Here is a 15,847-nt window from a genome sequence, read left to right as displayed (position 1 = left end):
ATCAATAATGCAATTAAACGACTCAAGCTAAAGAGTTTGAAAAATATTCATCATCTGATTCAAATAAGTAAGTCTGAGCTTTAAAAATCAACTCAAAATGACTAACAAATCGCTAAAAGTTTTAAATTGAGAAACAGCCTCAAATGAAGCAAATTTAATGACAGAACATTGTGTATGTCTGTACTGTTTCGCACTATTTCTGAAAAGTCGCACATTATGCAGCCTGAACAATAAAATTTCAGTACTTTTTATTACAAAAAGTTAATTTTTCTATAATTTAAAGTTATATCCAATTGTTTTTATTTAAATGCATTCGTATTTTTTATCTATATAAAATATTAAAGATTTAAGCGTGATCTATACACTGTACGTGGTTCAACGCCTGCTTTAACCAGTACGACATCATGACTCAGGCGATTTAATGAATCTATCTGTTTAGTGCTGTGAGTTCATTTGTGTTAATACATCCTCTGTTTAAACAAAAAAAGCCTGAACTAAGTCAGGCTTTTTTGATCGATTCTGATCGATGATTTGAGCTTAGAAGCTATATTTAGCCATTAAGCCAACGCGGTCATCGTTATAAGATTCACCAGCAAAGTTTTTGCGTTTACCGTTCACATATTCCAAGCCAAGTTCAACTGGTTTTACAGGTGCGTAAATAAAGTTAATCCAAGCTTGCTGTGCTTCTTCGTTCGCATTTGAATTCAATGCATCTTTCGCATACGCGCTGCCATCATCCGCAAATAGCGCGCCGTAAGCTAAAGTCGAACGTAGTTTTTCATTAAACTTATAAGTTGCACCCACTTGTACAGCAGTGAATTTGTTTTGCTCGATGTTTCCATCTACAACAGAGTAAGCCGAGTTAGAACCATATAAATAGTTGCTGTTGCCTTCTGTATACGAGACATCACCATTCAATTTCAATTGATCAGTCACTGCATAAGATGCACCCGCTGCTACACCCCAAGCTGTTTCTGTATCATCCGCAGCTTTAGATTTGTAGTTTTCAACCAATGCACGAGCTGAAGCGGTACCTTTACCTGCAGCAAAACCTTGAGTCACTTTGGCAGTTAAGTTTGGAAGGCGATATGTCGGATCTGCAGCAACAGTCCCTTTACTATCCCCTTCTTCCGCAGAAACAAATAGTTGAGTATCTGGAGCTAATTTGTAGTTATAACGAACTTGAGGAATACGTGTAGTACCACCACCCAAGTTTGTATTGAAATCAATCATTTCTGGTGCATGGCTAGACAAGAAGTTAGATGTCGTTTGACCAAATAACCAGTTGTTAAAGGTTAAGTAACCGTGACGTAAGCGAAGTCCATCATTTGAACCACTTGCATCTGCAAAGTCGACTTCAATTTTACCGCCCACTTTATTATCACCACCGACAGGTGCTGTAAAATCTAAACCAAAACGTGTGGTTTTTGCAGTTGCGCGAAGTTTATCTCGTGCTTCTTCTTTAGACGTATGTACGTTGTTGAAGTCGTTATCCGCACCTTCAATGATGTAGTTTGCATCACCACGAACAAAACCATAAAGACTTACATCTGCACCTGTTTTAGATTTCAAGCTTGCAGCTGGAGTAGCTGGTGGCGGTGGTGGTGCAACAGGACGCGCTTTAACTTGCTGAATCTCTGTTTGTTGCTGTTGTTGAACTTGCTGCTGCGCTTTAATCAAACTTTTCAGTTCTGCAACTTCTGCACGTAATTGTTCAATTTCAGAAGTATTGCTGCCTGCATGAGCCATTGAGACCGTAGCCAAACTCATGGCAACAACAAGGGTTTTCATTGGGTGGAATACAGTTTGAGTTTTCATCCTAAGCTCTCTATTGTCCTGTCATTGTTGTATGCCCTAACTCTGGGCGCTTTGTTATTCGCCTATTTGAGCGGACAAATTTCAAGCTGCATATCCGTGCTTTAGTCGCATTAAAGTCCCAACTTGCAGCCCTTAATAACGAAATACTTGAAAGCAAAAAGCAAAAACGCTGAATCCATCACTGAAAATAGACTGAAATATTTAGTTAAAATTCAGACTTAGCCGATTCAGATGGCAAAAAAGCTCAACACTCATACCTTAAAGGTAAAAATCCATACTCTATAGGTATGTCATAAAAACGATAAAATCCGACACATTACCGATAGAGACATTCACAATGTATTGATCCAGCATAAAGCACTGTGTTTAATGCAAATAATACTTATTTATCAGTTGCTCTATTTCATAAAGGTAGGACAACAGCGATCTACAGTTTCTCTTTTTATTTTCAAATGCATGATTACTTAGATATATGTTTCGAGCAAACAGCAATTGAGCTCAAGGTGCGATAAATAGCGCCCTCATTGAAAGTTATGAATGATGAACATTTATAATGAGTGACGCGGATATTTGATCAATAATACACGTACGTTGATGACCGACGTTTAAGTCAGACCTGCTAAACGTCATCACCTGCATTTAGTTCAACCCATGGCTGAAGCTTTTAAACTACGCATGGTGAACATTGCAACAACCACAAATAGCAGCATAATCAGAGCCATATTGATTAGCGCTGACCATACTAAAAAGTTCAAAAACACTCCGGCCAATAGACCACAGGCAAATTGCATACTTCCCATGATTGCACTGGCTGTGCCAGCTCGTGAGCCTTGTTCAGACATCGCCAATGCCATCGCATTTGGACCAGTGAAGCCGATTGAAGCAACACATAAGAACATGCCCAACATTACAACAATGATAGAGGAAAGATTAAATAATCCTGCCGCCAATAAGATCAGCACACCACACAATTGGAGTGCATTACCCAATTGCAAACTATGGCGAACATCCAGTCGATTTGCAAGTTTCTTATTGAGGGTTGAAAACACCATAATCCCTAAAGCATTCGCCCCAAATACATAAGCAAATTGCTGTTGGCTCAGACCATAACCATCCATCAAAATGGCAGATGAGCCACTGATATAACAAAATAAAATTGCGCCAGAAAAACAGCCTGTGAGCATCGGTTTACGGAAAGTTTCGTCCTGTAAAATCGCACCATATAAACCTAAGACTTGTTTCAAACTTAATTTTAAGCGTCGCTCAACAGGCAGGGTTTCTTGAAAGAAAAAATGTACGCAGAAAAGACAAAAAATACCGACAAGTACCAATACCGCAAATATGTATTGCCATTCAAACACCTGCAATACCCATGCGCCTAAAGTAGGTGCAATGATCGGTGCAATTGTTGTCACGATCATCATACTGGCAAAGGCTTGAGCAGAAGCTTGCATACTTAAGCGATCACGAATTGCTGCACGGGCAATCACCACACCAACACAGCCACCCAAGGCTTGCAAAACGCGAGCCGCGATCAAGCTCCATTCACTTTTGGCAAAGACACACAGAAAACTGGCACAAATATATAAAACCAAACCGAAATATAGCGGTGTTTTACGCCCAATGCGGTCGCTGACCGGCCCGTAAATTAACTGTCCAATCGCCAAACCCAAGAAATACGCTGGAAGACTATTGGCCACTTGTTGCGTTGTGACACCAAAATCATCGGCCATTTGAGGTAAAGCCGGCAAATACATATCGATTGAAAGTGGCCCCAAAGCAGTGAGCAACGCCAATAAGACAATCCAGCGTTGAGAAAATTCCTTTTGTGATTCGGCGCTTTTCATAAGAATAATTCATTTATCGCAAGCAAGTTTTGCAGACAAGTTTACACTGCACATAGTATTATTTCTTGGCTTCAATGTGAAAATTCACACGATACACATTGCTTACTGCCCCATCGCTTTAGCAAAGGAAAAATTTTGAACGCCTGGCTCGCACGACTGAAACAAGCAACCTATAACACGACCTTTATGTATAACTTGCGCATGGTCATTGCCTTCGCAGGAACAGCCTTTGTCCCATATTTTTTAGATCAGCAATTGATGACCATTCCCCTCACCTTGGGTGTGGTTGCCGCAGGTCTAAGTGATATCGACGACCGCTTTTCAGTCCGTGTGCTCAATCAAATTTATACCTATATCGGGTTCTTTGTTACTGCGGTATCCATTTATCTGTTGTTCCCGCATCCGATCTTATTTGCATTGGGCCTGATTGTGTCTTGTATCGGTTGGATTCTTTTGGGTTCATTGGGTCGTCGCTATGCCACCATTTCTTATGGCTGTTTGGTGATCTCCGTGTATTCCATGCTTGGGGTCGAACTTTTTGAAAATTGGTATACACAAGCAGGTTTATTGGTCATCGGTGCGATGTGGTACGGACTGCTTTCGACTTTGAGCTTTCTACTATTTCCAGTGCGTCAAGTTCAGGACAAATTGGCGCAAAGCTATTCGTCCCTTGGTGACTTCTTATTTGCAAAATCTAACTTGTTCGATGTCGATATGACGCCGGAAAGTTATCAGCAAAGTTTGATCGAGCTGTCGCTCGAAAATGGCAAATTGATTGGCATTTTCAACGATATGAAAACGGCCTTATTAACGCGTTTAAAAGGCGACCGTGGACAAAAAGATACACGTCGTAGCCTACAATATTATTTTGTCGCGCAAGACATTCATGAACGTGCCGATTCCGCGCATATTGATTATCAAAAATTGACCCGTATTTTTGAACATAGTGATATTTTATTTCGCTTTCAACGTGTGCTTTCGATTCAAGGCAAAGCCTGTAAAGATTTAAGTATCAGCATCTTACAGCGAAAACCCTATCATCATAATCAACGTTTTAAGCATGCATTTCATAATCTAAAACTGTCACTCGAAAAGCTGCGTGAAGAGCAAAAATACGATGAGGTCTGGATCAACTCTTTATTTGCTTTATACCAAAACCTAAAAGGCATCGATGCGCAATTACGTAATGTCGAAACCGAGCGTTATATTGACCGACAAGCCCTGATTGAAAATCGTTTAAAAGATGATGATTTAAAAGGTTGGGATGACATCGTCATTCGATTCAAACAACATTTGAGTCCTGAGTCGGTGCTGTTCCGTCATGCTGTGCGTTTGTCGACCGTGTTATTTATTGGTTATATTTTTGTCCAAGTCACCAATATCAGTTATGGCTATTGGATTTTATTGACTGCCCTGTTTGTCAGCCAGCCGAACTTTAACGCCACCAAGCGCCGCCTCTATTTACGTATCATTGGAACCTTGGTCGGAATTATTTTAGGTTATGCGATTTTATATTTTGTTCCTTCTGTCGAAGGTCAGTTACTGCTACTCATTTTAAGTGGCGTGCTGTTTTTTGAATTACGCAGTAAGCAATATGCACAAGCCACTGCATTTATTACCATTTTGGCGCTGATCAACTTTAACTTAGATGGCATGGGTTTTGCCGCAGCTATGCCGCGTATGATTGATACACTGATTGGTTGTGCCTTGGCATGGTTTGGTGTGAGTTTCATTTTCCCAGACTGGAAGTTCCGTCGCCTGCCTCGAACCATCAGCCGTTCGATTCAAGCGCAGTGTGATTATTTGGCCGAAGTGGTTGAACAATACAAATCTGGTCGTAATAACGGCTTGAATTATCGTGTGGTCCGTCGTGCAGCACATAATACCGATGCAGAAGTAGCATCACTGATTTCCACCTTAGCCACCGAACCCGATACCGATCCGACTCAAAAAGCTTTAGCCTTTGAGTTTTTGTGTCTCAATCATACCTTTATTAGTTATATCGCAGCCTTAGGTGCGCATCGTGAAAAAATTCAAGATCAACAGGTCTTAAATTTACTGGATAAAGCCACGGATGACATTCAAGGTGCATTACTGCGAGACGAAGTACCGGACTTAACGGCGCAAAATATGTTGCAAGAAATCCGTCAGCGTTTGTCACAAAACAGTGAGGAAGATCAAAAATCCTTGATCGTGCTACAGCAGCTTTCTTTGATGTTTAACGTGTTGAACCAATTTAGCCAATTGAAACAAAATCTAAGTCATGAGCATGATCAGGCATCGACTGAACTGGCTTCGCTATAATTTGGATGATTTTGGAACAATATACTCACTGAATTGGTATAAATAATGCTAAACTTTTTACAGTTTTAAATCTGTTACTTTCACTATGACCGCAAAAAATTTATATGCCTACACGCTAGAGCCAGTGGCTTATGAAATTTCTGAAGAAGAACAACGTTATGCTCAACTTGTTCTGTCTCGCAGTAACTTCAAAATTGGCAAAAAAGCATGGCTAATTATGGGTGCAATTCTTGCACTGGCACTCTTGGGCCTCATCTTTATTAAGAACTATTCAACAGTATTTTGCTGGGTAGCTATTGTCTGTGTTGTGATTTACTTCCTTGTGCGTAAATTCGGTATCGAGTGGTATGCGAAACGCAAACTGAACGAAGTCCCTGTACAAGAAATTAAAGGCATTCGTATGGGTGTTCAGCCGCACGGGATCTCTATGCAGCAACGTATGGGCGCAAACATGGGGACGATGACTGTCGGTTGGAAAGACATTCATGAATGGTATGACACTAAAGACTTCATCCTTTTAAACTTTAAAGTGAAGGGTCAAGACGGTGCATACATCTTGCCTAAACGTATGGATAGCAAGAAGTTTCCATTTTCGACCATTCGTAAGCACTTAAATGAAACTGTAGGCCCAGCTAAAGCAATTTAAGCCAAACAGACATTTATGTATAAAAAAACCTCCACTTTTTGGAGGTTTTTTTATCTGTTTAATTTTCGAATGATCATTGATAATTACAATAATGAGAATGAATATTACTTACTTTTTCCACATTCTCTACTACATCATCGTTTATAATTCGTCGCAATTCAGCAACCTTTTATCAATATTAAATCCATCATGTTTAAGAAAACCCTTTTCCAGATTCACTGGTTCTTGGGGATTAGTGCCGGCTTAATACTCTCGCTCATGGGGGTTACAGGTGCCATTTATTCCTATGAACAGCAAATACTTAAAGCAATCAATCAGGACAGTTATGTAGTTCAGGTTCAACAGCAGCCTAAACTAACCCCTGCTGAGCTTTATGAGCACTTTAGTCAGTCTGATCCTGACATGAAAATTAACAGCATCTCTATTGCCTCAGATGCTACCGCCTCAAGTACCGTGAATATTGTCAAGGAAGGTGCTCGTCGTGGCTATAACATGATGGTTAACCCCTATACAGCCGAAGTTTTACCTGAAATCAAAGGTCAAAAATTCTTCCAGTTTGTACAGCAACTACACCGTAATTTAACTGTTGGCCCTGTAGGTAAACAAATTACCGGCGCATGTACACTGATGCTGATTTATTTTGTATTGAGTGGTTTGTATCTGCGTTGGCCAAAAAGACATTCTGTAAAACAATGGCTTGCAGTAAAACCGAAACTCAAAGGACGTAATTTCCTATGGGATTTACATGCAGTCGTCGGCACATGGGTGATTGTTTTTTATCTCATTTTGGCATGTACAGGTCTGTACTGGTCTTATGATTGGTGGCGTAATGGCATGTTTAAAGTCATGGGCGTTGAACGTCCACAGCCCCAGTTACAAGAACGTCCAAAACCGAATGGACAACCTGCTGAACAAGCGGGTGCAAAGCAAGGTGGTGAAAAACAAGCCACTGAGGCAAAACAAACTCATGGCGAACACCAAGCACGTTCTGAAAGAAATCCTGCAACGTCGAGTCCCTCTGAACACGGCGCTCAAGAAAATAAACATGGTGCTGAAGGTCGCGGAGAAAAACGTGGTCTAAAACCAGAACAAGTGAATATTGCCCTTACGCAAAGTTGGAATGGCTTTAATCAAAATATTGGTCGTGAATACTCAAGTGTCACTTTTAATATTCCGAAAAAAGCCAATGGTGAATTAGAAATTAACTTTGTGGATGCCGTCCCTCAACATGAGCGTGCGCGCAACAAAGCGACTTATAACTACAAAACGGATGCTCTTACCGATATCGAGTTATACGAAGATAAAAAGCTAAATGAAAAAATCATGACCAGCATGTTGCCTGTACATCGCGGTAGTTTCTTCGGACCGATTTATCAGTTCTTTGTGGTTATTGCATCCCTCATGATGCCGCTGTTCTTTGTCACAGGATGGATGCTCTATCTCAAACGTCGTAAACAGAAAAAACTGACACAGCAAGCCCGTCAAAGCTTAGCACCAGTTACCATCGACCCAAATGCACAGCCTTGGTTAATTTGCTATGCATCACAAACAGGTCAGTCTGAACAATTGGCATGGCGTACAGCAACAAGCTTACAAGAGGCTCGTCAGCCCGTCACAGTGAAAGCTGTTCAGCAACTTTCTGCTGATGACTTAACGCAAGCCGCTCAGATTTTATTTGTTGCAAGTACCTATGGCACTGGAGAAGCGCCTGATCTCGCTTCAAGCTTTGAACGTAAACTGATGACACAACGCCTCGATTTGAGTCATGTTCAGTTTGCCGTTTTAGCTTTAGGCTCTGAAGAATATCCGGATACGTTCTGTAGCTTTGGTCATGCGATTCATCGCTGGATGCAAAGTAATGCTGCGAAGCCCCTGTTTGACACAATTGAAGTCAATAATGGCGACACCCAAGCCATTCAAGCATGGAATAGCGCTTTAGCCAAAGCGACTAAACTTGAACTTCAGCACATGCAAATTGAAAAAACTTTTGATGCATGGACATTGACCAAACGTGATCTACTCAACCCGAACAGTTTAGGTGCCCCTGCATTTAATATTGAGTTAAAACCGCAACATGAAGCCAATTGGCAAGCGGGTGATATTGCAGAGATTCAGCCGGGTAATAGTGCTGAACGTATTGCAAACTTCATGCAAAAGTACCAAATTCAAAGTCAGCAAGTGGTTGATTCTACTCAGCAACGCATTGAAGATGCATTATTGGATCGCAACCTAAATACGGATGTTGAACCATTTGCCAATCTTGATTATTTGCTCGAACAGCTTCCACCGCTTCCAACTCGCGAATACTCCATTGCCAGTATTCCAAGTCAGCAAGTATTACGCTTAGTGGTACGTCAGCAGTCCAATGCGGATGGTGAGCTTGGTTTAGGCTCTGGTTGGTTAACACAACATGCAGCGATCAACAGCACACTACAACTGCGTATTCGCACCAATGAATCATTCCATCTGATTGCAGATAATCGTCCTGTGATTTGTATTGGTAACGGTACAGGTATTGCTGGTTTACTCAGCCTGTTACATACACGAGTTCGTCAAGACTATACGCAAAACTGGCTGATTTTTGGTGAGCGCCAACACGCACATGATTTCTTTTATCAAGACGTCATTGAAGCATGGCAAAACACGGGCTTAGTTCAACGCATAGACCTCACCTTCTCTCGTGATCAAGCGGAGAAACGCTATGTGCATCATGAGCTACGTGACCATGCGACCTTATTAAAATCATGGGTAGAACAAGGTGCCGTGATCTACGTTTGCGGTAGTATCAACGGTATGGCAACGGACGTTGACCACGCACTGATTGATATATTAGGTGAAGACGTTGTTGCTGAACTGCGTCAAGCTGGGCGCTACCGCCGTGATGTTTATTAATAAGATGTTTACTCATAAATAGTCCCAACTAAAAACCAGACCTCGTGTCTGGTTTTTTTCACGCTATACTTAGGCCAAATACGAATACTGCTTTAATTTTTTGCATGAAAAGAATACTACTGCTTTGTGTAGGCTTGCTGCTCTGCGTAGATGCCATTTGGTTACTTACATTAGATAAAATTCATTTAGGCATCCTTTTGCCCTTAGTCATTGGGTGTATTTTTCTTTTATTTGGACTATTTGCAACTCAAATTCACAATATTTTAGATCAATACCCTAAACTCAAAAGGCTCTGGCGTGCTACATGGTGGTTGTTTTGGCTTTGGCTATTGAGCCTTTTACTGTTTTTTGCGTATTTACACTTCAATAGCCAGCAATCCAAGCCATTTACTTCCGTCCAAGCCATCATCGTTTTGGGTAGTGGTATTGAAAATGGTCAACCCTCTCCGACCTTAAAGGCACGTCTCGATGCCGCAGCGCCGTATGCATTGCAACAGCCCAATACTATTTTGATCATGACGGGTGGGTTAGGCTTTAATGAAAAAATGACCGAATCTTCTGTCATGAAGCGCTATTTACTTCAATACTATGACATTTCAGCCGCACGTCTATATGAAGAAAGTAAAAGTACCAGTACAGAACTCAACCTGATCAACAGTAAATTGATTTTAAAACAACATCAAATTTCGCCTGATGCACCTATAGCCATTGCCAGTAGTGACTTTCATCTCCCACGTGCAAAAGCAATTGCACGAAAGTTAGGCTATACACAAGTGTATACCATTGCAGCACCTACACCGCTGTACATCCGCTACAACTCTTGGTTACGTGAATATTTTGCCTTTTTGAGTGGTTTTGTACTCAATGAATATTAAAAAAGCTCTTGTTCGACCAATGAACAAGGGCTTTTTTATACTGTAAATAAACCATTAATTTAAACGAATACTACGTGGCAAAGGAATTTTAAGGTTTTCAAAGACTTCTGGCCGCTGTTGATAAACTTGATATAAATAATTTTTAATATCTAACAGCATCTTTTCAGGCGCAACCAAAATATTTTGCCCTTCTGGGGTCAAATCTAAAGATACCGTAGTGCTCTCGCTGCGTAAAAACGGAATGACTTTTTCGATAAAGTCTTTTAATGAAATTTCCTGAATTTCATAATTGGACCAATTGTCTTTAATTAATAAACGTGCCAAACCACGGTTTTGCCAAATAGCGAAGGAACGTTGACCTGTAGGTGTCGCACAAAGTGCCCAACCATCTTGATATAACGCAATCACGCCACCTTGAGCGACCATATTTTCAATAAATTGTTTATAGGTTTCTTGAGGATTGTAATTTGTGGTTTGAGTTTTAGACGCTGCCTTGCGCTGATATGGATTTCTCATAGATCACATACAATATTAAAATTATTATAGAGCGGATTCTATGTAAATCAGAAAATTTAGGCAAGCTTTTGGATAAAGAAGTTTCTATAGAAGAATATGGTGGGCGCTGACGGGATCGAACCGCCGACATTCTGCTTGTAAGGCAGACGCTCTACCAACTGAGCTAAGCGCCCTGAGCGAAGAGTAACAAAGCGAATCTTTGTCTGAGCGCAAGAGAAAAATCGAAGATTTTTCTAAAGGCATTCTCTTGAACAGAGATTTTTAAGATAAATGGCGCAGCGGACGGGACTCGAACCCGCGACCCCCGGCGTGACAGGCCGGTATTCTAACCAACTGAACTACCGCTGCATCACGTAGTTTCTTTCGAAACACAACCTATATCTTAAAAGATATGGTGGGCGCTGACGGGATCGAACCGCCGACATTCTGCTTGTAAGGCAGACGCTCTACCAACTGAGCTAAGCGCCCTTAAAGGGTACAAAAATTATATTCTTTGAAATGGCGCAGCGGACGGGACTCGAACCCGCGACCCCCGGCGTGACAGGCCGGTATTCTAACCAACTGAACTACCGCTGCATCGCAAAAAATATGGTGGGCGCTGACGGGATCGAACCGCCGACATTCTGCTTGTAAGGCAGACGCTCTACCAACTGAGCTAAGCGCCCTCAAAAGATCTATCATGTAAATGGCGCAGCGGACGGGACTCGAACCCGCGACCCCCGGCGTGACAGGCCGGTATTCTAACCAACTGAACTACCGCTGCACTTACACAATGTCGCTATTGTGGTTCAAACGAATTAAGATTTAAAGTGGCGCAGCGGACGGGACTCGAACCCGCGACCCCCGGCGTGACAGGCCGGTATTCTAACCAACTGAACTACCGCTGCACTCTAAATATCTTAACGCTGAAAAGGTTTGGTGGGCGCTGACGGGATCGAACCGCCGACATTCTGCTTGTAAGGCAGACGCTCTACCAACTGAGCTAAGCGCCCTTTTCAAAACATGTTCATCGTTTGATGAGGTGCATTATAGAGAATCCTCACGGTCTGTCAAACGCTTTTCTAACTCTTTTCCACTTTTTCTGTTTGAGTGATTAAAAAATAAGTTATATTGCGGAAAAATCAGTATTTTTGAACATTTTTTAGCTATAAACCTGTAAATTTATTACTAAAAATAGGACTTATATTCTGCATCATTCACATAAAAAACAGTTTTTCGCGTGGACTCATAACTAATCATTCAGCGAACCGACGATTAATTCACCACACACACTGCATTCTAAAACACCGCAGTGCACAAAATACATTCAAACACGATTTTCTGTTAGTTTGCGAGCATTAGTCCTGACAAAAGTCCTGACAAAAAAACGCCTTTCAAACTCACTTTAATTTTTCAAATCTTTGTTTTGATGCCATGAACTTCGGTTTTCATGGCTTGTGCTTTTAACGACGTGTTCAATGTTCAGTGATGTAAACCAGCGCATTTAATGGAATCAATTGATAAAGTTCTACAACATCGCTGTTTCGCATGCGAATACAACCATGTGACATAGGTATACCCATTGGTTCAGTATCTGGTGTGCCATGAATATAAATATAACGCTGATAAGTATCACAGCCCTCACCCACATTAAAGCCGGGTTCCAAACCACTGAGCCACAATATTCGAGATAAAATCCAATCCCGCTCAGGATGTAATGCGGCAAGTTGCTCGTCGTAAACCTCACCTGTCCACTGACGTGCTTTAAAAACTGCATTTTGAGGTTGTTGTCCACCAAACTTTTCCGCAATTTGATGCCAACCACGTGGAGTCTTACCACTATTTTCTTGTTCACCAATGCCATTTTTACCCGATGAAATTAGATAAAACTTATTGAGCTTCGGCAAAGTTAAAGTTTGATCTTTCAAGTTAATCAGGATATCGGCTTGATCTTGGGTATATTCAGACATGCTCTTGCTCTTTCTGCTTATCTTTATCTACTGGTTGTGTCTGCGGCGATGTTTCAATAGTCCGTATCTGATTTGGCTCAGGTCGTGTCCATAACCAAATACCAACGATCAACATGGTTAAGTCCGTGAAAATCTTGACGGCAATCGGTGCAGAAGTAAAAAGCATAATCAGACCACTCACAAACATCATGATCGATGCAAACCATTTTGCTTTGCGGGGGACGGTGCCATTTTCGCGCCAAGCGCGTAGGGTTGGGCCGTATTTAGGATGATTCAATAACCAAGCATCCATTTGTGGCCAGCCTTTTGAAGCTGCCCATGCTGCTAATATTAAGAAGACTGTCGTGGGCATTCCCGGCAATAAAGCCCCTATAAAGCCTAAAATGACAAAGACAACCACTAAGCTTCGCCAAAACAACGTCTTCATACCGCTACCCTGAACTTTCAATTCAGGTAGTATAAGATGTTTTTAACAATTATCCGTTGTTATTCTGCATTATTCGAAAGGTTTCAATATGGCTGTAACCCCGACAACGTCGTCTTATTTTGAGCCATGGTTGCAATTTAAACAGCCCTTAGTTCGCCAATTGGCTTTCTGTATTGCCAGCCCAAATATTCTGCAGCAAATTCCCTATGAACTCGAAATCCGCTATCCCTTTCATTTTCATCCAAGCGAGCTTTGGCAAAAACATTTTGAAGCCTACCTACCCCGTTTAAAACAACTCGAACAACACCCAAGTGCATTAGTAGAATTTTTACAAAAATTAAAAAGTACTCGTCTTGGTTTACGTTTCGAAATGTTTATGTGGTTTTGGCTTCTCGATCACCCATACCATCCCTACCAGTTACTCGGACATAGCATTCAAAAAATTGACGGCCCTCGTACAGTAGGTGAACTCGATTTTGTTTTAAAAAATACCGAAAGTGGTGAAGTTGAACATTGGGAAGTGGCTTTAAAATATTATCTAGCCGAGCGCGATTTTCAATTACCTTATTGGTATGGCTTAAATCGTAGTGATACTTTGGCTCGAAAGCTTAATCATTTTACCCAAAAACAATTCCAATTTGATGAAGCACTTGGGCAGCAGATTCAACAACGCTATTGCGTTTTAAAGGGTCAATTATATTTACCTATTCAGAGTACCAACACATTGCCAAACTGGGTCAATCCTGCGCGTAGAATAGGTCAATGGGGACATGTCATTCCATCTAGGAGTCAAGGCTATTATCGCCTACAACGACATGAATGGATCTGCGTGCAGCAGCAACCGACGAGTGCAACCGCTCATTGGTGGACAGATGGCCTGTATAAAAAAAGCAGTGATGAAAGCTATTATATGTATAGACAACCACGCTTGGTTTTACCGCAAATCACTTAAAATAACGGAAGGCGAAATTTGTAGTTTAGTAGAAATTACATTAATTTACTCAACCACCGTAAAAACCACCTACTGTTTGATACGGCTATTTTTTAATCTAAATCTCACAACAGAATAATTTAGTCTTCTAAAAATTATTCTTTCATAATGGAGATTACATTCAATGAAAAAAATTTTAGCTGCATCACTTATGGTTGCTTTCGTACTGACAGGTTGTAATACAGTAAAAGGTGTTGGTAAAGACGTATCTAAAGCTGGAGATGCTGTAACCAATACTGCTGAGAAAACTTCGGAAGAAATTCGCCGCAATTAATTTCTTTCCCAAGAATTTATAAAAGAGCCCTATTTTTTTAATAGGGTTTTTTACGTCTAAATTTCCCTTCGCTTGTTGATTCGCCTATTATATTGCGACATTTTTGACTTCTGTATTTAGCATGACCTCAACAGCAACTCTTGATCTCAGCCTAGAACTACTTCGCCAACCGTCGGTGACACCGATTGACCATACCTGCCAGAACATTATGGCGGATCGTTTAGCCAAAATTGGCTTTAACATTGAAAATATGCGTTTTGATGATGTAGATAATCTTTGGGCACGTAAAGGGACTGAAGCACCAGTATTTTGCTTTGCAGGTCATACGGATGTAGTACCTACGGGTAACTTGGATGCATGGGGTTCTGACCCATTTCTTCCTGAAATTCGCGACGGAAAACTATATGGTCGTGGCAGCGCAGATATGAAAACCGCGTTGGCAGCTATGGTTGTTGCTTCCGAACGTTTTGTTGCGAAACATCCAAACCATAAAGGTTCTATTGCATTTCTCATTACCTCTGACGAAGAAGGTCCTTCGATCAATGGGACAGTCAAAGTTGTTGAAACTTTAGAAGCGCGTAATGAAAAAATGACTTGGTGTTTGGTGGGTGAACCTTCAAGCACCAACACACTTGGCGATATTGTTAAAAATGGTCGTCGTGGTTCGCTAAATGCCAATTTAACAGTTAAAGGTAAACAAGGTCACGTTGCTTACCCACATCTAGCAATCAACCCAATCCATACAGCTTCAAAAGCATTGGCTGAGCTTTGCGATACCGTGTGGGACAATGGTAACGAATACTTCCCTGCAACGTCGTTCCAAATTTCCAATATTAATGCCGGCACAGGTGCAACCAACGTTGTTCCGGGCACGATGAATTTACTGTTTAATTTCCGTTATTCAACAGAAGTAACGGCAGATGAACTCAAAGCACGTACCTTGGAAATTTTAGATCGTCATGGTGTTGAATATGACATCTCTTGGACGTTATCTGGTCTTCCATTCCTCACCCCTGTCGGTGAGTTAGTGAATGCCGCACGTGATGCCATTCGAGATGTTACTGGGACAGAAACTGAACTTTCGACCAGTGGTGGTACTTCTGATGGTCGATTCATTGCGCCTACAGGTGCACAGGTGCTTGAATTGGGTGTTTTGAATGCCACGATTCACCAAATCAATGAACACGTCAATGTGGAAGAGTTGGAGCCACTTTCTGAAATTTACGAAAAGATTTTAGAAAACCTGTTGGCTTAAGTATTCTCTGCAATATAAAAAAGGAACTCCATTGAGTTCCTTTTTTATATCTC

At 41.2% G+C, this 15,847-nt stretch carries 12 protein-coding genes and 8 tRNA genes; 7 read left to right on the top strand and 13 right to left on the bottom strand.

Translation table 11 applies throughout. The features are described 5' to 3' along the window. Positions 1–537 precede the first annotated feature (537 nt). Both FTT76_RS00925 and FTT76_RS00920 read right to left on the bottom strand, forming a co-directional pair. On the bottom strand, positions 538–1,818 hold the full coding sequence (locus tag FTT76_RS00925; protein WP_180007538.1) for a DcaP family trimeric outer membrane transporter: 1,281 nt from the start codon (positions 1,816–1,818) through the stop codon (positions 538–540). Positions 1,819–2,462: 644 nt separating this feature from the next. Then, positions 2,463–3,665, bottom strand: coding sequence for a multidrug effflux MFS transporter (locus tag FTT76_RS00920; RefSeq protein ID WP_180007537.1), 1,203 nt, complete (start codon positions 3,663–3,665; stop codon positions 2,463–2,465). A gap of 135 nt (positions 3,666–3,800) precedes the next feature. On the opposite strand from FTT76_RS00920, the gene yccS reads away from it, so the two are divergent. The 4 genes from yccS to FTT76_RS00900 all read left to right on the top strand — a co-directional run bounded on the left by yccS (position 3,801) and on the right by FTT76_RS00900 (position 10,382). Next, positions 3,801–5,969: a YccS family putative transporter gene (gene yccS / locus FTT76_RS00915; RefSeq protein ID WP_180004996.1), complete on the top strand. Its 2,169-nt coding sequence runs from the start codon at positions 3,801–3,803 to the stop codon at positions 5,967–5,969. A gap of 85 nt (positions 5,970–6,054) precedes the next feature. Further along, a complete protein-coding gene (locus FTT76_RS00910; protein WP_078191438.1) occupies positions 6,055–6,615 on the top strand; it encodes a YcxB family protein in 561 nt (186 codons plus the stop codon). Between the two features lie 189 nt (positions 6,616–6,804). Continuing rightward, positions 6,805–9,507: a sulfite reductase flavoprotein subunit alpha gene (locus tag FTT76_RS00905; protein WP_180007536.1), complete on the top strand. Its 2,703-nt coding sequence runs from the start codon at positions 6,805–6,807 to the stop codon at positions 9,505–9,507. Between the two features lie 104 nt (positions 9,508–9,611). Further along, positions 9,612–10,382 carry a YdcF family protein gene (locus FTT76_RS00900; RefSeq protein ID WP_180007535.1) on the top strand — a complete coding sequence of 257 codons (771 nt, stop codon included), beginning with the start codon at positions 9,612–9,614 and terminating at the stop codon, positions 10,380–10,382. A 54-nt stretch (positions 10,383–10,436) separates the two neighbouring features. Here the strand turns inward: FTT76_RS00900 and FTT76_RS00895 are convergent, their stop codons facing one another. The 11 genes from FTT76_RS00895 to FTT76_RS00845 form a co-directional block, all read right to left on the bottom strand. Continuing rightward, positions 10,437–10,898 carry a DUF2750 domain-containing protein gene (locus FTT76_RS00895; protein ID WP_180007534.1) on the bottom strand — a complete coding sequence of 154 codons (462 nt, stop codon included), beginning with the start codon at positions 10,896–10,898 and terminating at the stop codon, positions 10,437–10,439. A 97-nt stretch (positions 10,899–10,995) separates the two neighbouring features. Then, positions 10,996–11,071: transfer RNA gene (locus tag FTT76_RS00890), tRNA-Val, on the bottom strand. A 98-nt stretch (positions 11,072–11,169) separates the two neighbouring features. After that, positions 11,170–11,246: transfer RNA gene (locus FTT76_RS00885), tRNA-Asp, on the bottom strand. 44 nt (positions 11,247–11,290) lie between these two features. Continuing rightward, positions 11,291–11,366 (bottom strand) — tRNA-Val (locus FTT76_RS00880). 31 nt (positions 11,367–11,397) lie between these two features. Next, positions 11,398–11,474 (bottom strand) — tRNA-Asp (locus tag FTT76_RS00875). A 13-nt stretch (positions 11,475–11,487) separates the two neighbouring features. After that, positions 11,488–11,563: transfer RNA gene (locus tag FTT76_RS00870), tRNA-Val, on the bottom strand. A 21-nt stretch (positions 11,564–11,584) separates the two neighbouring features. After that, a tRNA-Asp gene (locus FTT76_RS00865) sits at positions 11,585–11,661 on the bottom strand. Between the two features lie 47 nt (positions 11,662–11,708). Further along, positions 11,709–11,785, bottom strand: a tRNA-Asp gene (locus tag FTT76_RS00860). 29 nt (positions 11,786–11,814) lie between these two features. Continuing rightward, positions 11,815–11,890, bottom strand: a tRNA-Val gene (locus FTT76_RS00855). A gap of 462 nt (positions 11,891–12,352) precedes the next feature. Next, the gene (elsL, locus tag FTT76_RS00850; RefSeq protein ID WP_180007533.1) at positions 12,353–12,847 is read right to left on the bottom strand and encodes a cell wall-recycling L,D-carboxypeptidase ElsL; all 495 of its coding nucleotides are present in this window, start codon (positions 12,845–12,847) and stop codon (positions 12,353–12,355) included. Further along, positions 12,840–13,274 (bottom strand): YbaN family protein, encoded by a 435-nt coding sequence (locus FTT76_RS00845; protein WP_168379293.1) that lies wholly within the window; start codon positions 13,272–13,274, stop codon positions 12,840–12,842. Before FTT76_RS00845 ends, elsL begins: the two co-directional genes overlap by 8 nt. Positions 13,275–13,362: 88 nt before the next feature. On the opposite strand from FTT76_RS00845, the gene FTT76_RS00840 reads away from it, so the two are divergent. The 3 genes from FTT76_RS00840 to dapE all read left to right on the top strand — a co-directional run bounded on the left by FTT76_RS00840 (position 13,363) and on the right by dapE (position 15,794). Beyond that, on the top strand, positions 13,363–14,226 hold the full coding sequence (locus FTT76_RS00840; protein WP_180007532.1) for a DUF1853 family protein: 864 nt from the start codon (positions 13,363–13,365) through the stop codon (positions 14,224–14,226). 163 nt (positions 14,227–14,389) lie between these two features. Continuing rightward, the gene (locus FTT76_RS00835; protein WP_078191053.1) at positions 14,390–14,539 is read left to right on the top strand and encodes an entericidin A/B family lipoprotein; all 150 of its coding nucleotides are present in this window, start codon (positions 14,390–14,392) and stop codon (positions 14,537–14,539) included. Positions 14,540–14,660: 121 nt separating this feature from the next. Then, positions 14,661–15,794 carry a succinyl-diaminopimelate desuccinylase gene (gene dapE, locus FTT76_RS00830; protein ID WP_180007531.1) on the top strand — a complete coding sequence of 378 codons (1,134 nt, stop codon included), beginning with the start codon at positions 14,661–14,663 and terminating at the stop codon, positions 15,792–15,794. Positions 15,795–15,847: the final 53 nt, after the last annotated feature.

The sequence above is a fragment of the Acinetobacter sp. YH01009 genome, from assembly GCF_013420765.1.
GTDB classification, from domain to species: domain Bacteria; phylum Pseudomonadota; class Gammaproteobacteria; order Pseudomonadales; family Moraxellaceae; genus Acinetobacter; species Acinetobacter amyesii.
The sequence above is the reverse complement of the archived record's forward strand: the minus strand, read 5'-3'. Positions and strand labels throughout refer to the sequence as shown.

Coding starts and splice junctions, on each gene's coding strand:
- FTT76_RS00840 (WP_180007532.1), top strand. CDS start 13,363: ATGGCTGTAACCCCGACAACGTCGTCTTATTTTGAGCCATGGTTGCAA.
- FTT76_RS00925 (WP_180007538.1), bottom strand. CDS start 1,818: ATGAAAACTCAAACTGTATTCCACCCAATGAAAACCCTTGTTGTTGCC.
- FTT76_RS00905 (WP_180007536.1), top strand. CDS start 6,805: ATGTTTAAGAAAACCCTTTTCCAGATTCACTGGTTCTTGGGGATTAGT.
- elsL (WP_180007533.1), bottom strand. CDS start 12,847: ATGTCTGAATATACCCAAGATCAAGCCGATATCCTGATTAACTTGAAA.
- FTT76_RS00895 (WP_180007534.1), bottom strand. CDS start 10,898: ATGAGAAATCCATATCAGCGCAAGGCAGCGTCTAAAACTCAAACCACA.
- FTT76_RS00910 (WP_078191438.1), top strand. CDS start 6,055: ATGACCGCAAAAAATTTATATGCCTACACGCTAGAGCCAGTGGCTTAT.
- dapE (WP_180007531.1), top strand. CDS start 14,661: ATGACCTCAACAGCAACTCTTGATCTCAGCCTAGAACTACTTCGCCAA.
- FTT76_RS00845 (WP_168379293.1), bottom strand. CDS start 13,274: ATGAAGACGTTGTTTTGGCGAAGCTTAGTGGTTGTCTTTGTCATTTTA.
- FTT76_RS00900 (WP_180007535.1), top strand. CDS start 9,612: ATGAAAAGAATACTACTGCTTTGTGTAGGCTTGCTGCTCTGCGTAGAT.
- FTT76_RS00835 (WP_078191053.1), top strand. CDS start 14,390: ATGAAAAAAATTTTAGCTGCATCACTTATGGTTGCTTTCGTACTGACA.
- FTT76_RS00920 (WP_180007537.1), bottom strand. CDS start 3,665: ATGAAAAGCGCCGAATCACAAAAGGAATTTTCTCAACGCTGGATTGTC.